The sequence below is a fragment of the Streptomyces sp. NPDC051310 genome, from assembly GCF_044455245.1.
GTDB lineage: Bacteria > Actinomycetota > Actinomycetes > Streptomycetales > Streptomycetaceae > Streptomyces.
In genome coordinates this window covers 221221-237716 of sequence record NZ_JBITEO010000006.1, presented here as the reverse complement: position 1 = coordinate 237716, position 16496 = coordinate 221221, and the positions used below count along the sequence as shown (strand labels likewise).

The 16496-nt window shown below is 74.6% G+C and carries 13 protein-coding genes and 1 pseudogene; 6 read left to right on the top strand and 8 right to left on the bottom strand.

The genetic code is table 11. The features are described from left to right. Positions 1-11 precede the first annotated feature (11 nt). Positions 12-1322, top strand: coding sequence for a phenylacetate--CoA ligase PaaK (gene paaK, locus ACIA79_RS11820; RefSeq protein ID WP_399428036.1), 1311 nt, complete (start codon positions 12-14; stop codon positions 1320-1322). Between the two features lie 69 nt (positions 1323-1391). Here paaK and ACIA79_RS11815 read toward each other — a convergent pair whose 3' ends face one another. Then, entirely contained in the window at positions 1392-1952 is a 561-nt protein-coding gene (locus tag ACIA79_RS11815) for a VanZ family protein (protein ID WP_399428035.1), read from the bottom strand. A 127-nt stretch (positions 1953-2079) separates the two neighbouring features. Here ACIA79_RS11815 and ACIA79_RS11810 point away from each other — a divergent pair. Further along, a pseudogene (locus ACIA79_RS11810) lies at positions 2080-2730 on the top strand (penicillin acylase family protein); the annotation flags it as partial. On the opposite strand, the gene ACIA79_RS11805 reads toward ACIA79_RS11810, so the two are convergent. The 3 genes from ACIA79_RS11805 to ACIA79_RS11795 form a co-directional block, all read right to left on the bottom strand. Further along, on the bottom strand, positions 2720-3871 hold the full coding sequence (locus ACIA79_RS11805; protein WP_399428034.1) for a calcium:proton antiporter: 1152 nt from the start codon (positions 3869-3871) through the stop codon (positions 2720-2722). The pseudogene ACIA79_RS11810 and the gene ACIA79_RS11805 sit on opposite strands and share 11 nt — an antisense overlap. A 222-nt stretch (positions 3872-4093) precedes the next feature. Beyond that, positions 4094-5656, bottom strand: a complete 1563-nt coding sequence (locus tag ACIA79_RS11800; protein ID WP_399428033.1) for an acyl-CoA synthetase — start codon at positions 5654-5656, stop codon at positions 4094-4096. Beyond that, on the bottom strand, positions 5653-6777 hold the full coding sequence (locus tag ACIA79_RS11795; RefSeq protein ID WP_399428032.1) for an NAD(P)H-dependent flavin oxidoreductase: 1125 nt from the start codon (positions 6775-6777) through the stop codon (positions 5653-5655). Before ACIA79_RS11795 ends, ACIA79_RS11800 begins: the two co-directional genes overlap by 4 nt. A gap of 201 nt (positions 6778-6978) precedes the next feature. On the opposite strand from ACIA79_RS11795, the gene ACIA79_RS11790 reads away from it, so the two are divergent. From ACIA79_RS11790 to ACIA79_RS11775, 4 genes are all read left to right on the top strand, one after another. After that, positions 6979-8823 carry a serine hydrolase gene (locus ACIA79_RS11790; RefSeq protein WP_399428031.1) on the top strand — a complete coding sequence of 615 codons (1845 nt, stop codon included), beginning with the start codon at positions 6979-6981 and terminating at the stop codon, positions 8821-8823. Between the two features lie 137 nt (positions 8824-8960). Next, a complete protein-coding gene (locus tag ACIA79_RS11785) occupies positions 8961-9818 on the top strand; it encodes an arylamine N-acetyltransferase (protein WP_399428030.1) in 858 nt (285 codons plus the stop codon). Positions 9819-9898: 80 nt separating this feature from the next. Beyond that, entirely contained in the window at positions 9899-10090 is a 192-nt protein-coding gene (locus tag ACIA79_RS11780; RefSeq protein WP_399428029.1) for an antitoxin, read from the top strand. A 309-nt stretch (positions 10091-10399) separates the two neighbouring features. After that, positions 10400-10576, top strand: coding sequence for a hypothetical protein (locus ACIA79_RS11775; protein WP_399428028.1), 177 nt, complete (start codon positions 10400-10402; stop codon positions 10574-10576). 102 nt (positions 10577-10678) lie between these two features. Here the strand turns inward: ACIA79_RS11775 and ACIA79_RS11770 are convergent, their stop codons facing one another. From ACIA79_RS11770 to ACIA79_RS11755, 4 genes are all read right to left on the bottom strand, one after another. Then, the gene (locus tag ACIA79_RS11770; RefSeq protein ID WP_399428027.1) at positions 10679-12223 is read right to left on the bottom strand and encodes a phytoene desaturase family protein; all 1545 of its coding nucleotides are present in this window, start codon (positions 12221-12223) and stop codon (positions 10679-10681) included. A gap of 205 nt (positions 12224-12428) precedes the next feature. Next, complete coding sequence (locus ACIA79_RS11765; protein ID WP_399428026.1) at positions 12429-14798, bottom strand: tetratricopeptide repeat protein; 2370 nt, start codon at positions 14796-14798, stop codon at positions 12429-12431. Positions 14799-14837: 39 nt separating this feature from the next. After that, entirely contained in the window at positions 14838-15758 is a 921-nt protein-coding gene (locus tag ACIA79_RS11760; RefSeq protein WP_399428025.1) for an oxygenase MpaB family protein, read from the bottom strand. A gap of 132 nt (positions 15759-15890) precedes the next feature. Beyond that, positions 15891-16436, bottom strand: coding sequence for an HAD domain-containing protein (locus ACIA79_RS11755; RefSeq protein ID WP_399428024.1), 546 nt, complete (start codon positions 16434-16436; stop codon positions 15891-15893). Positions 16437-16496 lie beyond the last annotated feature (60 nt).

Below are 16496 nucleotides of genomic sequence, written 5' to 3'. Positions count from 1 at the left end.
GAGTACGGCGCATGACGGACCTGCTCGACACCGGTGGGGGTTCCCCCGCCGGAAGCTGGGAGGGGCTCGGCCGCGCCGGGCTGGAGGCGCTGCAGCTGGAGCGGCTGCGGGCCACGCTGCACCACGCGTACGAGAACGTCGACTTCTACCGGCGCGCCTTCGACGCGGCGGGGGTCCGGCCGGAGGAGTGCCGGAGCCTCGCCGACCTGGCGCGGTTCCCGTTCACCACGAAGGCGGACCTGCGGGAGACGTACCCCTTCGGCATGTTCGCGGTGGACCGGTCGCGAGTGCGGCGGATCCACGCGTCCAGCGGGACGACCGGCCGGCCGACCGTCGTCGGGTACACCGACCGGGATCTGGACACCTGGGCGGAGGTGGTGGCGCGGTCCATCCGGGCCGCGGGCGGGCGGCCGGGCCAGATGGTGCACGTGGCGTACGGGTACGGGCTGTTCACCGGCGGGCTCGGGGCGCACTGCGGCGCCGAGCGCCTCGGCTGCACGGTGGTGCCCGCCTCCGGCGGCATGACCTCCCGGCAGGTGCAGCTGATCCGGGACTTCCGGCCCGAGATCATCATGGTGACGCCGTCGTACATGCTCACGCTGCTGGACGAGTTCGAGCGGCAGGGGATCGATCCGCGCTCCACCTCCCTGCGGGTGGGCATCTTCGGGGCCGAGCCGTGGACGGAGGAGATGCGGCGCGAGATCGAGGAGCGGTGCGCCATCGACGCGGTCGACATATACGGCCTGTCGGAGGTGATCGGGCCGGGTGTCGCGCAGGAGTGCGTGGCGACCAAGGACGGGCTGCACATCTGGGAGGACCACTTCTACCCGGAGGTGGTGGACCCCTTCACGGGCGAGGTCCTCCCGGACGGCGAGCGGGGCGAGCTGGTGTTCACCTCCCTCACCAAGGAGGCGATGCCCGTCATCCGCTACCGCACGCGGGACCTCACCCGGCTGCTGCCGGGGACGGCCTGGGAGTTCCGGCGGATGGAGAAGGTGACGGGCCGCAGTGACGACATGGTCATCCTGCGGGGCGTGAACCTGTTCCCCACCCAGATCGAGGAGATCGTGCTGCGTACGCCGGGACTCGCCCCGCACTTCCAGCTCAGGCTCACCAAGGAGGGGCGCCTCGACGCGCTGACCGTGCGCGCCGAGGCCCGGGCCGGCGCGACGCCGGCGGCGCGGGAGGACGCCGCGCGGGCGGTGGCGGCGGCCGTGAAGGACGGGATCGGGGTTTCGGTGGCGGTGGAGGTGGTCGACCCCGGGACGCTGGAGCGGTCGGTGGGGAAGATCAAGAGGATCGTCGACCTGCGCGCGGGGTGACGGGCGGGACGGCGCCGGCCACGGTCGGCGCCTCCCGCGCTCGGGGGGCGCGCCGTGCGGGTCGGGGCGTCACTCCGCGGCCGGGCCGCGCCGGCGGAAGCGGTGCCACCAGTGGTGGCGCCGGGGGTGGACGTAGCGGCCGAGGCGTCGTCCGAGGAGGAGGTAGCCCAGCAGGGCGCCGGTGCAGTTGAGGAGGACGTCGTCGATGTCGAAGGCACGTCCGGTCACCAGCGCGCCCTGCGTCAGCTCGACCAGCACCATCACCAGGGCGGTGAGCACGACCACCCGTACGAGCCCCCGGGCCCGGGGGAACACCACGGGCAGCAGCAGGCCGAACGGCACGCCGAGGACGATGTTGCCACCCAGTTGCTTGACCGTGTCGCGGAACGCGGGCTGCGACAGGTAGTCACGGATGGAGTCGCCGGGGCGCAGATTGCTGTGCGTGAGGGGCTCGGAGGCGGCCGACGGCTCCAGCGTGAGCCGCGCGAGCACCACCGCGAACGCCACCATCCCGGCGAAGGCCAGCACCACCGCCAGCGCCCGGGCCGCGGGCGACCACCGCGGCGCCCCCTCCTCGGCGCGGGTCTCCGCGCCCTTCTCGGTCGTGCCGTGCCGGATCGTGCGCCGCATCCCCACTCCCGTGGCGGTCGATTGTCGGGTACATCTCCCGTTACCCCCGGTCCTCGCCGGCATGCGACCGGTACCGGCCAGGCCGGCGGATGCCGGACGGGCTTCTGGCAGTCGCAGCAGACCATTCGCGGCCGCTGACACGGCGGCGGCCTGCCCGGCCGTGCTGCCGGAGGACCCCCGGGCGTGCGAGGCGATCGCCCGGTGGGACCGCAGGACCGACACGGCCAGCCGGGGCGCGCTGCTCTTCGACCGCTTCCGGCGCCGGCTGATGGCGGCCGTGCCGGCGTCGCGGCTGTGGAAGGTGCCGTTCTCGGCGTCCGACCCGGTCGGCACGCCGCACACCCTCGACACCTCCTCCCCCGCCTTCGCCGGGGCCCTGCGGGGCGCGGCCGGCGGGCTGCGGGCGGCGGGGATCGCACTGGACACGCCGCTGGGCGGGCACCAGTTCGTGGTGCGGGGCGGTCACCGCATCCCGGTGCACGGCGGTACGGAGTCGCTCGGGGTGTGGAACAAGGCCGAGGCCGTGTGGAACGCGGCGGGCGGCGGCTACACGGAGGTGGCGCACGGCACGAGCCATGTGCAGGCGGTGGGCTGGGACGGCAGCCGCTGCCCGGTGGCGCGGACCCTGCCGGCGTACTCCCAGTCCTCCGATCCCGGCTCGCCGCACGCCGCGGACCAGACGGAGCTGTTCTGGGCCGAGCGGTGGGTGCGGGCCCGCTTCTGCGAGAAGGACATCCTGGCCGATCCGCGGCTCCGGGTGGTCCGGGTCAGGGGCTGACCGAGAGGAAGACGAAGGCGGCGAACAACACCAGGTGGACGCCGCCCTGGAGCAGGGTGGCCCGTCCGGGCACCACGGTCAGGGCGCTCACCACGGCCGTGAGCGCGAACAGCACCAGATGGAGCGCGCCCAGGCCGAGCACCAGAGGACCGGGCAGCCACAGGGAGGCCAGCGCGATCGCCGGCACGGTCAGGCCGATGCTGGCGATCGCGGAGCCGTAGGCCAGGTTGAGGCTGGTCTGGACGCGGCCGCGGCTCGCGGCGCGCACGGCGGCCAGGGTCTCCGGCAGCAGGACCATCAGGGCGATCACGACGCCGACGACGGCGTGGGGCAGACCCGCCGACTCGACGCCGTCCTCGATGGCCGGCGAGACGAGCTTGGCGTTGCCGACGACGGCGACGAGCGCCACGAGCAGCAGGCCCAGGCCCCACCAGGTGTCCCGCACGGTGGGCGGCGGGGCGTGCCCGTCGCCGCCGGCCGGGTCGCCCTCGCGGACGACGGGAAGGAAGGACTCGCGGTGGCGGATGGTCTGGACGGTGACGAAGATCCCGTACAGGCAGAGCGAGGCGACGGCGGCGAAGGCGAGCTGGGCCCCGGTGAACTGCGGGCCGGGCCTGCTGGTGGTGAAGGTCGGCAGCACCAGGGTCATCGCGGCGAGGGTCGTCACGGTGGCGAGCGCGCCGCCGGAGCCCTCGGCGTTGAAGACGGCGACGCGGCGACGCACCGCGGCGACGAGGACGGACAGGCCGACGACACCGTTGCAGGTGATCATCACGGCGGCGAAGACGGTGTCACGGGCGTACGTGGACGCCTTGTCGCCACCGCCGGCCATCAGCATGACGATGAGGCCGACCTCGATGACGGTCACGGCGACGGCGAGGACCAGTGAGCCGAACGGCTCGCCGATGCGGTGAGCGACGACCTCGGCGTGGTGCACGGCGGACAGGACGGAGCCGATCAGGCACAGTCCGACGACCGCGACGACCGGGCCGGGCAGTGCGCGCCCCCAGCCCGCGGCGAGGACGACCACGGCGACGGGCGGGACCCAGGTGGTCCACTGCCGGGTGAGCCGCGCGTCGCGCCGCGCCGTCCCCGGGCCCTCCGTACCGGGGCCGGGGCCGGGGTCCGTGCCGGTGCTCATGCGCCCACGCTCCCAGAGCGGCCGCCGCACCGCGCGGTGTGGTCACCGGAACGGGTGCGGCGGCGCGCCGGGCGGTGCGGCCCGGCGCAGCGGGAGGGGTCCGGCGAGGATGTCGTACGGCGGAGAGGGCCGGGCGGTGCGGCCCGGCGCAGCGGGAGGGGTCCGGCGAGGATGTCGTACGGCGGAGAGGGCCGGGTGCGCCGGACCGGCGCGGCAACGCGGTCAGACGGGGCGCCGCCGGCCCTGCCAGTACGGGTCGCGCAGGCGCCGCTTGTACAGCTTGCCGTTGGGGTCCCGCGGCATCGAGGCGATGAAGTCGACGCTCTTGGGGCGCTTGTAGCCGGCGAGGCGTTCGGCGCAGTGGGCGAGGATGCCGGAGGCCAGGGCGGCGTCGGGGGCGTGGCCTGCTGCGGGTTCGACGACCGCCTTGACCTCCTCGCCCCAGTCGGGGTGCGGGATGCCGAAGGCGGCGGCGTCGGCGACGGCCGGGTGGGTGAGCAGGACGGCTTCGATCTCGGCGGGGTAGATGTTGACGCCACCGGAGATGACCAGGTCCGTCCTGCGGTCGCGGAGGAAGAGGTAGCCGTCCTCGTCGAGGTGGCCGAGGTCGCCGACGGTGAAGAAGTCGCCGATGCGGTTCCCGCGGGTCTTGGCCTCGTCCTTGTGGTAGCTGAAGCCGCCGGTGGTCATCCTCATGTAGACGGTGCCGAGCTCACCGGGCGGGAGCGGCCGGCCGTCGTCGTCGAGGACGGCGAGCTCGCTGATGGGCCACGCCCTGCCGACCGTGCCCGGCTTCCTGAGCCAGTCCTCGGCCGTGGCGAAGGCACCGCCGCCCTCGCTGGCCGCGTAGTACTCCTCGACGCACGTCCCCCACCACTCGATCATCGCCCGCTTGACGTGGCGGGGGCAGGGGGCCGCGCCGTGGAGGGCGTGGCGCAGGGAGGAGACGTCGTAGCGGGCCCTGACCTCCTCCGGCAGGGCGAGGAGGCGGTGGAACTGGGTGGGGACCATGTGGGTGTGGGTGCACTTGTGGGTGTCGATGAGGCGGAGCATCTCCTCGGGTGCCCACGTGTCCATCACGACGAGGGGGTGCCCGATGTGCAGGGCGGCGCCCGCGAACTGGAGCACCGCCGTGTGGTAGAGCGGTGAGCAGACCAGGTGGACGTTGCCGTCGAACGGCTTGATGCCGAAGATGCCGAGGAACCCGCCGAGGTGCGCCTCCTCCGGGGGCTTGCCGGGCAGCGGGCGGCGGATGCCGCGCGGGCGCCCCGTGGTGCCTGAGGTGTAGTTCATCACCCATCCGAGGGTGCGGCCGCGGGGCGGTGCGTCCGGCAGCCCGTCGGTGAGTTCGTGGTACGGGCGGAAGGAGGCGACCGGGCCGCCGACGGCGTAGCGGTGGGCCGGAGGGAGCTCCGCCTCCTCGGCGGCGGCCCGGGCGGCGTCGCCGTACCGCTCGTGGGCGATGAGGACCTTGGCGCCGGAGTCGGCGACGATCCAGGCGATCTCGGGTCCGAGGAGGTGGTGGTTGACGGGGACCAGGTAGAAGCCGGCCTGGGAGGCGGCGAGGTACGCGGTGAGGAACGCGGGGCCGTTGGGGAGGACGACGGCGAAGGCGTCGCCCGTCTCCATGCCGGCCGCGCGCAGGCCGTGGACCAGCCGGTTGGCGGCGGCGTGGAGGCGCCCGGCGGTCCACCGCTCCCCGTCGGGCGCGTACAGGACCGTACGGCCGGGGTCGGCGGCGGCCTGCGCCCAGAAGCCGTGCGGGGCCTGCTGAGGGGTGGTCATGTCCGGCTCCTCTGCGCGATGCGGTTGATCCGGCCGACGGCTCGCTCGAAGCCGCGGGTCAGGTCGTCGACGACCTCCTGGACGCTGCGTTCGCTGGTCATCCGGCCGACGATCTGGCCCACCGGGGTGCCCAGCAGCGGTTCGACCTCGTACTTCTGGATGCGTGAGACCGCCTCGGCGACGAGGAGGCCCTGCAGGGGCATGGGGAGGGCGCCGGGGCCGTCCGGGGCGTCCCAGGCGTCGGTCCACGCGGTGCGCAGCTGACGTGCGGGCTTGCCGGTCAATGCGCGGGAGCGGACCGTGTCGCCGGAGCCGGCGGCGAGCAGCTTGGCGGTGAGCGCCGGTGCGTGGAGGTCGGCCTCGGTGGTGGTGAGCCAGATCGAGCCGAGCCAGACGCCCTGGGCGCCGAGGGCGAGTCCGGCGGCGATCTGGGCGCCGCTGCCGATCCCGCCGGCCGCGAGGACCGGCAGGGGGCCGACGGCGTCGACGACCTCGGGGACGAGGACCATGGTGGCGATCTCGCCGGTGTGGCCGCCGGCCTCGTACCCCTGGGCGACGACGATGTCGATGCCCGCGTCGGCGTGGCGGCGGGCGTGGGCCGCGCTGCCCGCGAGGGCGGCGACGGGGATGCCGAGGTCGTGGGCGCGGCGGACGACGTCGGGGGGCGGTGAACCGAGTGCGCCGGCCAGGAGCTTGACGGGGTAGTCGAAGGCGACGTCGAGCTGGCTGCGGGCGACCTGTTCCATCCAGCCGGTGATGCGCCAGCCGGACGGCTCCCCGTCGGCGAGCTCCGGGACGCCGTGCCGGGCGAGGGTGTCCCGGACGAAGCGCCGGTGGCCCTCGGGGATCATCGCCTCGACGTCGGCCTCCGTGAGCGTCCCGTCGCCCGGGGCTCCCACCGTCCTGGCGGGCATGACGACGTCGAGGCCGTACGGCAGGCCGTCGGTGTGGTCCTGCATCCAGTCGAGGTCGCGGGCGAGGTCGCCGGGATCGGTGTAGCGGACCGCACCGAGGACTCCGAAGCCGCCCGCCCGCGTGAGGGCGGCGGCCACCGCGGGAAAGGGGGTGAAGCCGAAGATGGCGTGCTCGGCACCCAGTTCCTTGCTCAGCTCCGTCTCCATGGCGGCAGGATGCCGCAGCCGGGCCGGGACCGGAAGAGAGTTTCTGATGCATCGTCAGTTTCCGGTCCGCCGCGGGAGCCGCCGTCCCGGGCCCCGCGCATCCGGCGAGGACGGCGACGCCGTCTTGACGGCCAGGGCGCCCGGTAAGAAAGTTTCACGTGTTGCGGGCGCGCCCGAAGCTTCCTTTCAGGGAGGGTGAGGATGACGGAGGGGATGAGCCGGCGCCGGTTCGGCGGCGGAGTCCTGGCCCTGGGAGGTGCGCTGGTGATCGGTTCGATTCCGGGGGCCGCCGCGGCGGATGCCGGCGGTGCCGGGTCCGGACGGGGCGCCGAGGGCCCCCGAGGGGGCGACCGGTCCGGCGCGCGGGGCGGGCGGCCGACGCTGCGGCTGGGCTCCGCGGAGCGCGCGGGGCTGCTGCCCGCGTACCTGGACCGGCTGGTGGCCGACGCCGAGCGGTTCCTCGACCCCTCCCCCAAGCACCCGTGGTACGCGGGCGCGGTGGTGCTCGCCGGGCGCGGTGGCACGGTGGCGCTGCACCGGGCCATCGGGCACGCGGTGCGCTACGCGGCGTACGACGAGAAGACCGACACGGGCGTGGAGCTGCCGGCGGAGCGCCGGATCGCGATGGCGGAGGACACGGTCTTCGACCTGGCGTCGGTGTCGAAGCTCTTCACGGCCGTGCTGGCGGTGCAGCAGATCGAGCGGGGCGCGCTGGAGCTGGAGGCGAAGGTCACCGCGTACCTGCCGGACTTCGGGGGCGGGGGCAAGCAGGACATCACGGTGCGTCAGCTGCTCACGCACACCTCGGGCCTGCGCGCCTGGCTCCCGCTGTACCGGGAGCCGACGCGGGAGGGGAAGCTGCGGCTGCTGTGGGACGAGGTGCCTGCGAACCCGCCCGGGAGCACGTACCTGTACTCGGACCTCAATCTCATCACGCTGCAACTGATCCTGGAGGAAATCACCGATCGCGGGTTGGATGCACTGCTCCGGAACGAGATCACCGCTCCGCTCGGGATGCACCGCACTCGCTTCAACCCGCCGCTCGCCTGGAAGCCCCTGATCGCCGCGACCGAGGACGCCCGGGCGCCCTGGTCCGGGCTGGAGCGCGGCCTGGTGTGGGGCGAGGTGCACGACGAGAACGCGTACAGCTTCGGCGGGGTGGCCGGGCACGCCGGCGTCTTCTCCTGCGCCTGGGACCTGGCCGTCCTCGCCCGTACGCTGCTGAACGGCGGCGTCTACGGCCACGCCCGCGTCCTGGAACCGAAGTCCGTGGAGCTGCTGTTCACGGACTTCAACACCGCGTTCCCGGGCGACGAGCACGGCCTCGGCTTCGAGCTGTACCAGCACTGGTACATGGGCGCGATGGCGACGCCGTACACCGCGGGCCACACCGGTTTCACCGGCACGAGCCTCGTCATCGACCCCACCACCGACTCCTTCCTCGTGCTCCTCGGCAACTCCGTCCACCCCGTCCGCAGTTGGCGCTCCGGTTCGGCACCGCGGGTGGCGGCGGCGAACCAGCTGGCACGCGCCGTCCCGGTGCGCCCGGTCCGGGGCCGCACCGCCTGGTACGCGGGCATGGCGTCGAGCACCTCGGCGACGCTCACGCTGCCCGGCCTCGGCCCGGTGACGGACGGCGCCCGGCTGCGCTGCGCAGTGTGGTGGGACACCGAGCCGGGCACCGACGCCCTGTTCCTGGAGGCGTCGGGGGTCGAGGCGCCCGGGGACACGGGGACGGCCTGGCGGCCGGTGCCGTTCACGACCGTGCGCCCCGGGAGCGGCGAGGAGCCCGTCCGGCACCCGGGCGGCGCGGTGACGGGCTGGTCGGGACGGGTCTGGCACCGGCTCGACGCGGACCTGTCGGCCTGGCACGGCTCCGCCGTGCGGCTGCGCTGGCGGTACGCGACCGACCGGCTGTACGTCGGGCGCGGAGTGTACGTCGACGCGCTGCGGGTGCACGACGGCCGGCGGCTGCTCTTCGACGACGCGCGCCCGTCGGACGCGGCGCGGATCGTGCCGGACGGCTGGACCGCATCCGCGGACTGAGGACCCCGACGGCAGGCCCCGACAAGGCCGACCGGCCACGTCACCGCGGAGAGCTCGGTCCCCGCCGCGGCCGCGGCCGTCCGCCCGGGAGGAACCCCCCGAAGCGCGGGAGGGGCCGCCCGTTAGGGTGAACGACCATGATCGCAGAGCCGTTTGGACGCTACCTGTCCCGCTTGGGCATCACCGACCCCGGCGAGCCGTCCGCCGAAGCGCTGTCCGCGCTGCAGCGGGCCCACCTCGAACGGGTCCCCTACGAGAACATCGGCATCCAGCTGGGCCGGCCACCGGGCATCGAACCGGAGCTGTCCGCACGCCGGATCGCCGCCGGGCAGGGCGGTTACTGCTTCCATCTGAACGGCGGCTTCGCCGCGCTGCTGGAGGCCCTGGGGTATGACGTGACGCTGCACCTCGGCGGGGTGCACCAGGTTCCGGAGGGCCGCGGAGCCAACGGCAACCACCTGGCGCTGACCGTGCGCGTCGGCGGCGAGGCGTGGTTCGTGGACGCGGGGCTCGGCGACGGGCCGCACGAGCCGCTGCCGCTGCGGGCGGGGACGTACCGGCAGGGCCCCTTCACGTACCGGATGGAGCCCTCCGCCACCGAGCCCGGCGGCTGGATGTTCCACAACGACCCGGGCAGTTCCTTCCCGGTCATGGAGTTCGCCGGGCGGCCCGCCACGATGGCCGACTTCGCCGACGAGCACGTGCGGCTGTCCACGGCACCGGACTCACCGTTCATGACGACGTTCGCGGCCCTGCGCCGGGACGCCGGCGGCGTGGACCTGCTGCGCGGCCGGATGCTCCAGCGCATCGACGCGGCGGGGCGCACCGAGCGGGTGCTGGACTCGGCGGACGAGTGGTACGCCGTCCTCGCCGACGGCTTCGGCCGCGACCTGGACGAGCTGGACGGGACGGACCGGACCGCGCTGTGGGAGCGGGTGACGCGGGCGCACGAGGCGTGGCTGGCGTCGGCCGGGGAGGCGGCGGCAGCAGGGTGAACCCGTGGCCCGGATGCGCGTCGCGCGCCCTGCGGCGAAACTGAAGGGCGGGGGATCGCTCGACCAGGAGGATGAACCCTATGTCCATGATGGACAAGCTCAAGCAGATGCTGAAGGGCCACGAGCAGCAGACGGGCAGGGCGGTCGACAAGGCGGGCGACGCCGTCGACGCCAGGACCCAGGGCAAGTACAGGCGCCAGGTCGACACGGCACAGAAGAAGCTGAGGGAACGGTACGGCCACGGCCCGGGCCAGGAACCGCCGCGGACTTGAGCCGCCGTCGCGGACACCCTCTGCACCCGCTTCCCACCCGCGCCCGGGCGATCCGCCCGGGCGCGGACGCATGACGTGGGCGCGAACGCGGGCGCGTGACGGGGCGCGTGGGCGGGCGCGGGCGGCGGGCGTGCGGGCTCGGCAGGGTGGGGAAGGGTGCGGCAGGGCGCGGGGCGCGACCCGGGTGGGGGCGCGGAGGCGTGGCGCGGCGTGGCGCCACCCGGCCGCACGACTCGGGGTGCGAGGTGCCGACGGCTGATCCACAGTCGAGTCGAGTCCCCGATTCGTCCCAACTCGAAGGAGACACCCATGCTTCGGCGCATCTCAGTGGTCCTGCTCGGTCTGCTCGCCCTCGGCTTCCTCGCCACCTCGCCCGCGGCGGCCGGCGGCAACGACGTCGAGGTCGGCTGGCTGCACGGCTCGCACGCCTCGACCAGCAACGTCGACGCCCACGACTTCCAGGCGGGCTTCATCGGCATCCACTGACGACTGCCTTCGCACGGTGGGCCGGCGCCGCGGGTGCGGCGCCCGCCCACCGGTGCGTACGCGGTGGGCCGGCCCGTACGCCCGCGGCCCGGTGGGCGGCGGTCAGCGCCCCAGTACCGCCATCGCCGCATTGTGGCCGGGGATGCCGCTGACCCCGCCGCCGCGGACCGCGCCCGCCCCGCACAACAGCACGTTGGGGTGGGCCGTCTCCACGCCCCAGCGGCCGGTGCTCTCCGTGGCGTACGGGAACGCCAGGTCGCGGTGGAAGATGTGGCCGCCCGGCAGCCTCAGGTCGCGCTCCAGGTCGAGCGGGGTCTTCGCCTCGATGCAGGGACGGCCGTCCGCGTCGACGGCGAGGCAGTCGGTGATCGGTTCCTCCAGGTGCTGGTCGAGTTCCGCGAGGGTGGACTTCAGCAGGGCGGCGCGGGTGGCGTCGTGGTCGTCGGCGAACAGCCGCGCCGGGGTGTGCAGGCCGAACAGGGTGAGGGTGTGGCAGCCGCGCGCGGCGAGGTCCGGTCCGAGGATCGACGGGTCGGTCAGGGAGTGGCAGTAGATCTCGGAGGGCGGGGCGCCGGGCAGCCGCCCGCTCGCCGCCTCCGCGTACGCCGCGGCGAGCTGTCCGTACCCCTCCGAGATGTGGAACGTGCCCGCGAAGGCGTCGCGCGGGTCGACGGAGCGGTCCCGCAGCCGGGGCAGCCGGGTGAGCAGCATGTTGACCTTGAGCTGGGCGCCCTCGGCGGGCTGCGCCGCGGGTTCGCCGAGCAGGGCGGCCAGCTGCTGCGGCGGGGCGCCGACCAGGACGTGCCGGGCGGCGACGCTGCCCTCGTGGTCCTCCGTGCGGTAGGTGATCTCGGCGGTACGCCCGTCGGTCGCGAGGCGGGTGGCCTCATGGCCGGTGGCGATCTCCGCGCCGGCCGCGCGGGCGGCGTCGGCGAGCGCGTCGGTGAGGGCGCCCATGCCGCCGACCGGCACGTTCCAGTCGCCGGTGCCGCCGCCGATCACGTGGTACAGGAAGCACCGGTTCTGGACGAGGGTGGGGTCGTGCGCGTCGGTGAAGGTGCCGATCAGGGCGTCGGTGAGTACCACGCCGCGGACGAGGTCGTCCCGGAAGGTCTCCTCGATCGCCACGCCGACGGGCTCCTCGAAGAGCATGCGCCACGCCTCCGCGTCCCCGATGCGGTCCCGCAGGGCGCCCCGGTCGGGCAGCGGCTCGGTGAGGGTGGGGAAGACGCGCTCGGCGACGTGCCGCGTCATCGCGTAGAACCGCTCCCAGGCCGCGTACTCGGCATCCGATCCGGTGAGCGCGGCGAACGACTCCCGGGTGCGGCCGGCTCCGACCAGCAGCCCGGCGGGACGGCCCCCGCGGAGGGTCGGGGTGTACGAGGAGACGGTGCGGGTACGGACGGCGAACCGCAGTCCCAGCTCACGGACGATCTTCGGCGGCAGCAGGGACACGAGGTAGGAGTAGCGGGACAGCCGGGCGTCGAGCCCGGCGAAGGGGCGGGTGGAGACGGCCGCGCCCCCGGTGACGGGAAGCCGCTCCAGGACGAGGACGGTGCGTCCGGCGCGGGCGAGGTAGGCGGCGGCGACCAGTCCGTTGTGGCCACCGCCGACGATGACGGCGTCGTACGAGCGCGATACGGTCATGGCCCTTCGTAACACGGCCCGGAAAGGCGGGGCCACACCCCTGCGCCCGGCGTTCCGGCAGGGTCTGCCTCTCCCCCGCCTCCCCATCCGTCCGGCGTCACCCGGCTCCCCGGGCGCCGACTTCACTGGGTTCCAACCGGCGCCGACTCAAGCCTCCCCTTCCGTCCGGCGTCACCCGGCTCCCCGGGCGCCCGGTGCGCCGTGCCTAGGGTGTGCGTTCCTGCCGCTGGGCGGCGACCCGCCGGTACAGTTCCACGGCCTCGGTGTGGCGGCCGAGCTGTTCCAGGCAGTGCGCCTCGTCGTTGCGGCTGGCCAGGGCATCGGGGTGGTCGGCGCCGAGGACCCGCTCGCGGGCCGACGCGACGCGCCGGTAGACGGCGAGGGCTTCCTGCCAGCGGCCCAGCCAGCCCAGGGCCACGGCGACCTCGCGGCAGCTCACCAGGGTGTCGGGGTGATCGTCGCCCAGCACCCGCTCACGGATGGCGGCGACGGCGCGGGCCTCGGCGAGGGCCTCCTCCCAGCGGCCGAGCCGCCCGAGGTTGACGCCGAGGCCGTGCCGGGCGCGCAAGGTCTCCGGGTCGTCGGGGCCCAGCACGCGGGTGCGGGCGTCCACCAGGTCCCGGTACAGCTCCAGCGCCTCGAGGCTGCGGCCGAGGCGCCCGAGGCCGATGCCGACCTCGTAGCGGGCGGCGAGCGTCTCGGGGTGGTCGGGGCCGAACACCTGAGCCCGCGCCGCGGCGACCTCCCGGTAGGTGCGCAGGGCCTCGGGCCACCGGCCCAGCTGGCCGAGCGTGTACGCCACTTCGTACCGGGTGACCAGGGTGTCCGGGTGTTCGGGCCCGAGCAGCCGGGCGCGCGCCGCGGCGACCTCGGCCGCCAGGCGGTAGGACTCCTCCAGCCGACCCAGCCGGCCGAGGTTGAACGCCAGGTTGTGGCGGCAGCGCAGGGTGTCGGGATGGTCGGGACCCATGGTGCGCTCGCGGGCCGCCAGGACCCGGGCGTACACCTGGTGGGCCTCGAAGTGGCGGCCCAGCCGGCCCAGGACGTACGCCATCTCCTGGTGGGCCGCGAGCGTGTCCGGATGGTCGGGGCCCAGGGTGCGGGCCCGGGCCTCGGCGACCCGGCCGAACTCGCGGAGCGCCTCCGCGGCGTGGCCGGTCCGGCTCAGGGTGAAGCCCACTTCGTACCGGCTGGCGAGCGTGTCGGGGTGGTCGGGCCCGAGGAGGCGCTCACGCTCGGCGGCCACCGCCCGGTGCACCTCGCCCGCCTCGTCCCAGCGGCCGAGCCGGGCGAGGCTCAGGCCCGCGTTGTGCCGGCCGGCGAGGACGGCGAGGAGCTCGGGCGGCGGCGTGGGACGGTCGGGCCGGGGAGGGAGCCCGTCGGGAGCGGCCGTCCCGGCCGGGACCGGGACGTCGGCGCGCGGGGCGGGGACGGAGCTGCCGGGGGCGACGGGGCCGGGAAGGAGGGAGCTGCCGGGAGCGACGGGGCCGGGAAGGACGGAGCTGCCGTGGACGGGAGCGCCCGGGGCGAGGGGGCCGGCGGTGGTGGTCCACCCGCCGGTGAGGCCGGCGGCCGGGTCGGGCGGGGTGGTCCGCAGCGTGCTGGTGCCGACGGCCTTGTGGCCGGTGGTCATGCCGCGCGTCCAGGACGGCAGGCGCGGCGCGCGCGGAGCCGGCGTGTACGCCGCGGCAGCGGACGGCGCGGCGGACGGCGGAAGCGTGGGGACGGCGCGGGCCCCGGTGATGCGGCGGCGCAGGTCGGCCGCGTCGTCCGGGCGCTCCTCCGGGGTCTTGGCGAGCAGTTCGAGGACGAGCCGCTCGAAGAACTCCGGCAGTTCGGGGCGGCGGATGCGGGGCGGCTCGGGCGGGGTGTCGCGATGGCCGACCAGTATCGCCCAGGCGTCGTCCAGGTCGAACGGCGGGGAGCCGGTGGCGATCTCGTACAGGACGCAGCCCAGGGAGTACAGGTCGCTGCGGTGGTCGACGTTCCCGCCGCTGATCTGCTCCGGCGACATGTAGTGGGGGGTGCCCATGGCGATGCCGGTGCCGGTGAGGCGGGAGGTGAAGCCGATGTCGGCGCCGAGGCGGGCGATGCCGAAGTCGCAGATCTTCACCGAGCCGTCGGCGAGGCGCACGATGTTGGCCGGCTTGAGGTCCCGGTGCACGACGCCCTGCCGGTGGGTGTAGTCGAGGGCGTCGGCGACCTGTTCGGCGATGTCCACGACGTCGTGCACGGGCAGCGGGTGGTGTCTGTTGTCCTCCAGGAGCTGGCTGAGGTTGCGGCCGTCGAGCAGCTCCATGACGAGGTAGAGCACCCCGTCCCAGTCACCGAAGTCGTGGACGACGGTGACGCCGCGGTGCTGGAGCGCGGCCGCGACACGTGCCTCGCGGCGGAAGCGCTCGCGCAGCACGCGGAGGAAGTTCTCGTCCCGCTGCGGGCCGAGCGGCTTGAGGCACTTGACGGCGACGCGGCGGCCGAGCGACTCGTCGGTGGCGCGCCACACCTCGCCCATGCCGCCGCGCCCGATCACCTCGTGCAGCCGGTAGCGGCCGTGGATCAGCCTGGTGTCCCCCATCGCGTGCCATCGCCCCCGTCGATTCGCCCGTCGCCCCCGCTACGCCCTCCCCGGCCCGTCCAGTATGGCGGCCTGTCTGCGGAGTTTGTACGGGGCCGGGCGGGTGTCGCGCCCGAGTCTGTCGATGGCTTCGAGGATGTGCTGTGGCGGGAGTTGCCAGCGGATACGGGAGGGGATGCAGCGCAGCAGGTTGCCGGTCGCGGTCAGCCGGTGGGTGACGGTGCCGGGGTCCGGCGCGGGCACCCCGTACAGCGCGTGCGCCCAGGGCGGCAGGGAGTCGTACGCGAGCGAGGTGACGGACCGCCACAGTGTGGCGCGCAGCGGCACGAGCGGGGCGGGGACGGGCGGACGGCGCAGGAACGCCTGCACCGTGCGGGCGTCGTCGCCCGCGGCGAGCCGGGGGCGGATCCCGCCGAAGTAGGCGGCCAGCTCGGCGCCGGAGCCGGGCACCGCGGCCGGGTCGAGGCCCACGAGGCGGGCGGATTCGCGGTGTTCAGCGATGTAGCGGTCGGCCTGGGCGTCGCTGACGGGCAGGCCCGAGCGGCGGGCGACGTGGAGGTAGGAGTCGATCTCGGCGCAGTGCACCCAGAGCAGCAGCTCGGGGTCGTCGACGCCGAGCAGCCGGTGGATCCTGCGGACCCGGGCGCCCGCCTCCTCGGCGGCGTCGGCCGTCCCGTAGGTGATCGTGCCGACGAAGCCGGCGGTACGCATCAGGCGTCCCCAGGCGTCGGTCATGAACGAACTGTTGATCATGACGCCGCGTACGGCACGGGGGTGGAGCGCCTGAAGGTACAGGGCGCGGACGCCGGCGATCCACATCATCGGGTCGCTGTGCAGCTGCCAGGTCACGGAGCGGGGCCCGAAGAGGCCGGGGTCCGCACCGTGCTTCCGCCGGCTGCCCGGGGCGTGGGTTCCTGAGCTGTCGTACCCGGTGCTGTCGTATCCGGTGCTGTCGTTCATGCTGCTCCCGCCCGTGGTGTCGAGCGAGGGACGGTGCCCTCGCTGCTTCCAGGAGGTTCCGGAGGGCTCCGAGGGGCTCCGGAAGGTTCCACGAGGATCCGCGCGCCCGTGACGGCGACGTGCCCGGCCGGCTCAGGGCGCCGGTCCACCGGTTCGCACTCCGCGCAACCAGCCGTCGAGAAGGGCGAAGTCCGCGCCGGTCAGCCCGGTACGGGGATCCACCCGGTGGAGCAGGGCCCGTTCGCCGTGACGAGCGGCCACCCAAGCCCGGTCCCTGTCGGTGATCTCGTCGTCGACCCAGGCGAAGGCCCGGCCGCCCACCCGGTCGAGGAGCGGACGCGTCTTCCAGTGCAGGCCCGCCCGCACGTCCCGTTCCTCCTGCTCGGACGGCTCCGGCCAGTCCACGACGGGCAGTTCCGGCAGCCCGAGCAGCGGCGCGACGCACGCGTTGGCATCGTCCATCCATGTGGTGGCCCAGACGAGGTCGCACGGAAGGGCCGCCAGGCCGGCGCCGTGTGCCGGGTCGATCCGGGCCAGCAGCGGGTTCGAGTCCGCGGCCGGTGACGGCTCCCACCGTTGTGGGGCCGCAGGCCCGTCGGAGTACCGGCCCGGGCCGCCGAACGGGATGAGAGGCCCGTCGACGTCGAGAAACAGGAGGGGCTGTGCGGAGATACCCACACTTCCGCACAGTAGCCGCTCAGCAGGAACGACGACAGCGGCCGGCGCTCCCCGGAAGCT

What these genes read in the sequence shown, in the direction of transcription:
- ACIA79_RS11790 (WP_399428031.1), top strand. Translation starts at nt 6,979, where the DNA reads ATGACGGAGGGGATGAGCCGGCGCCGGTTCGGCGGCGGAGTCCTGGCC.
- paaK (WP_399428036.1), top strand. Translation starts at nt 12, where the DNA reads ATGACGGACCTGCTCGACACCGGTGGGGGTTCCCCCGCCGGAAGCTGG.
- ACIA79_RS11780 (WP_399428029.1), top strand. Translation starts at nt 9,899, where the DNA reads ATGTCCATGATGGACAAGCTCAAGCAGATGCTGAAGGGCCACGAGCAG.
- ACIA79_RS11775 (WP_399428028.1), top strand. Translation starts at nt 10,400, where the DNA reads ATGCTTCGGCGCATCTCAGTGGTCCTGCTCGGTCTGCTCGCCCTCGGC.
- ACIA79_RS11785 (WP_399428030.1), top strand. Translation starts at nt 8,961, where the DNA reads ATGATCGCAGAGCCGTTTGGACGCTACCTGTCCCGCTTGGGCATCACC.
- ACIA79_RS11765 (WP_399428026.1), bottom strand. Translation starts at nt 14,798, where the DNA reads ATGGGGGACACCAGGCTGATCCACGGCCGCTACCGGCTGCACGAGGTG.
- ACIA79_RS11795 (WP_399428032.1), bottom strand. Translation starts at nt 6,777, where the DNA reads ATGGAGACGGAGCTGAGCAAGGAACTGGGTGCCGAGCACGCCATCTTC.
- ACIA79_RS11815 (WP_399428035.1), bottom strand. Translation starts at nt 1,952, where the DNA reads ATGCGGCGCACGATCCGGCACGGCACGACCGAGAAGGGCGCGGAGACC.
- ACIA79_RS11805 (WP_399428034.1), bottom strand. Translation starts at nt 3,871, where the DNA reads ATGAGCACCGGCACGGACCCCGGCCCCGGCCCCGGTACGGAGGGCCCG.
- ACIA79_RS11800 (WP_399428033.1), bottom strand. Translation starts at nt 5,656, where the DNA reads ATGACCACCCCTCAGCAGGCCCCGCACGGCTTCTGGGCGCAGGCCGCC.
- ACIA79_RS11760 (WP_399428025.1), bottom strand. Translation starts at nt 15,758, where the DNA reads ATGAACGACAGCACCGGATACGACAGCACCGGGTACGACAGCTCAGGA.
- ACIA79_RS11770 (WP_399428027.1), bottom strand. Translation starts at nt 12,223, where the DNA reads ATGACCGTATCGCGCTCGTACGACGCCGTCATCGTCGGCGGTGGCCAC.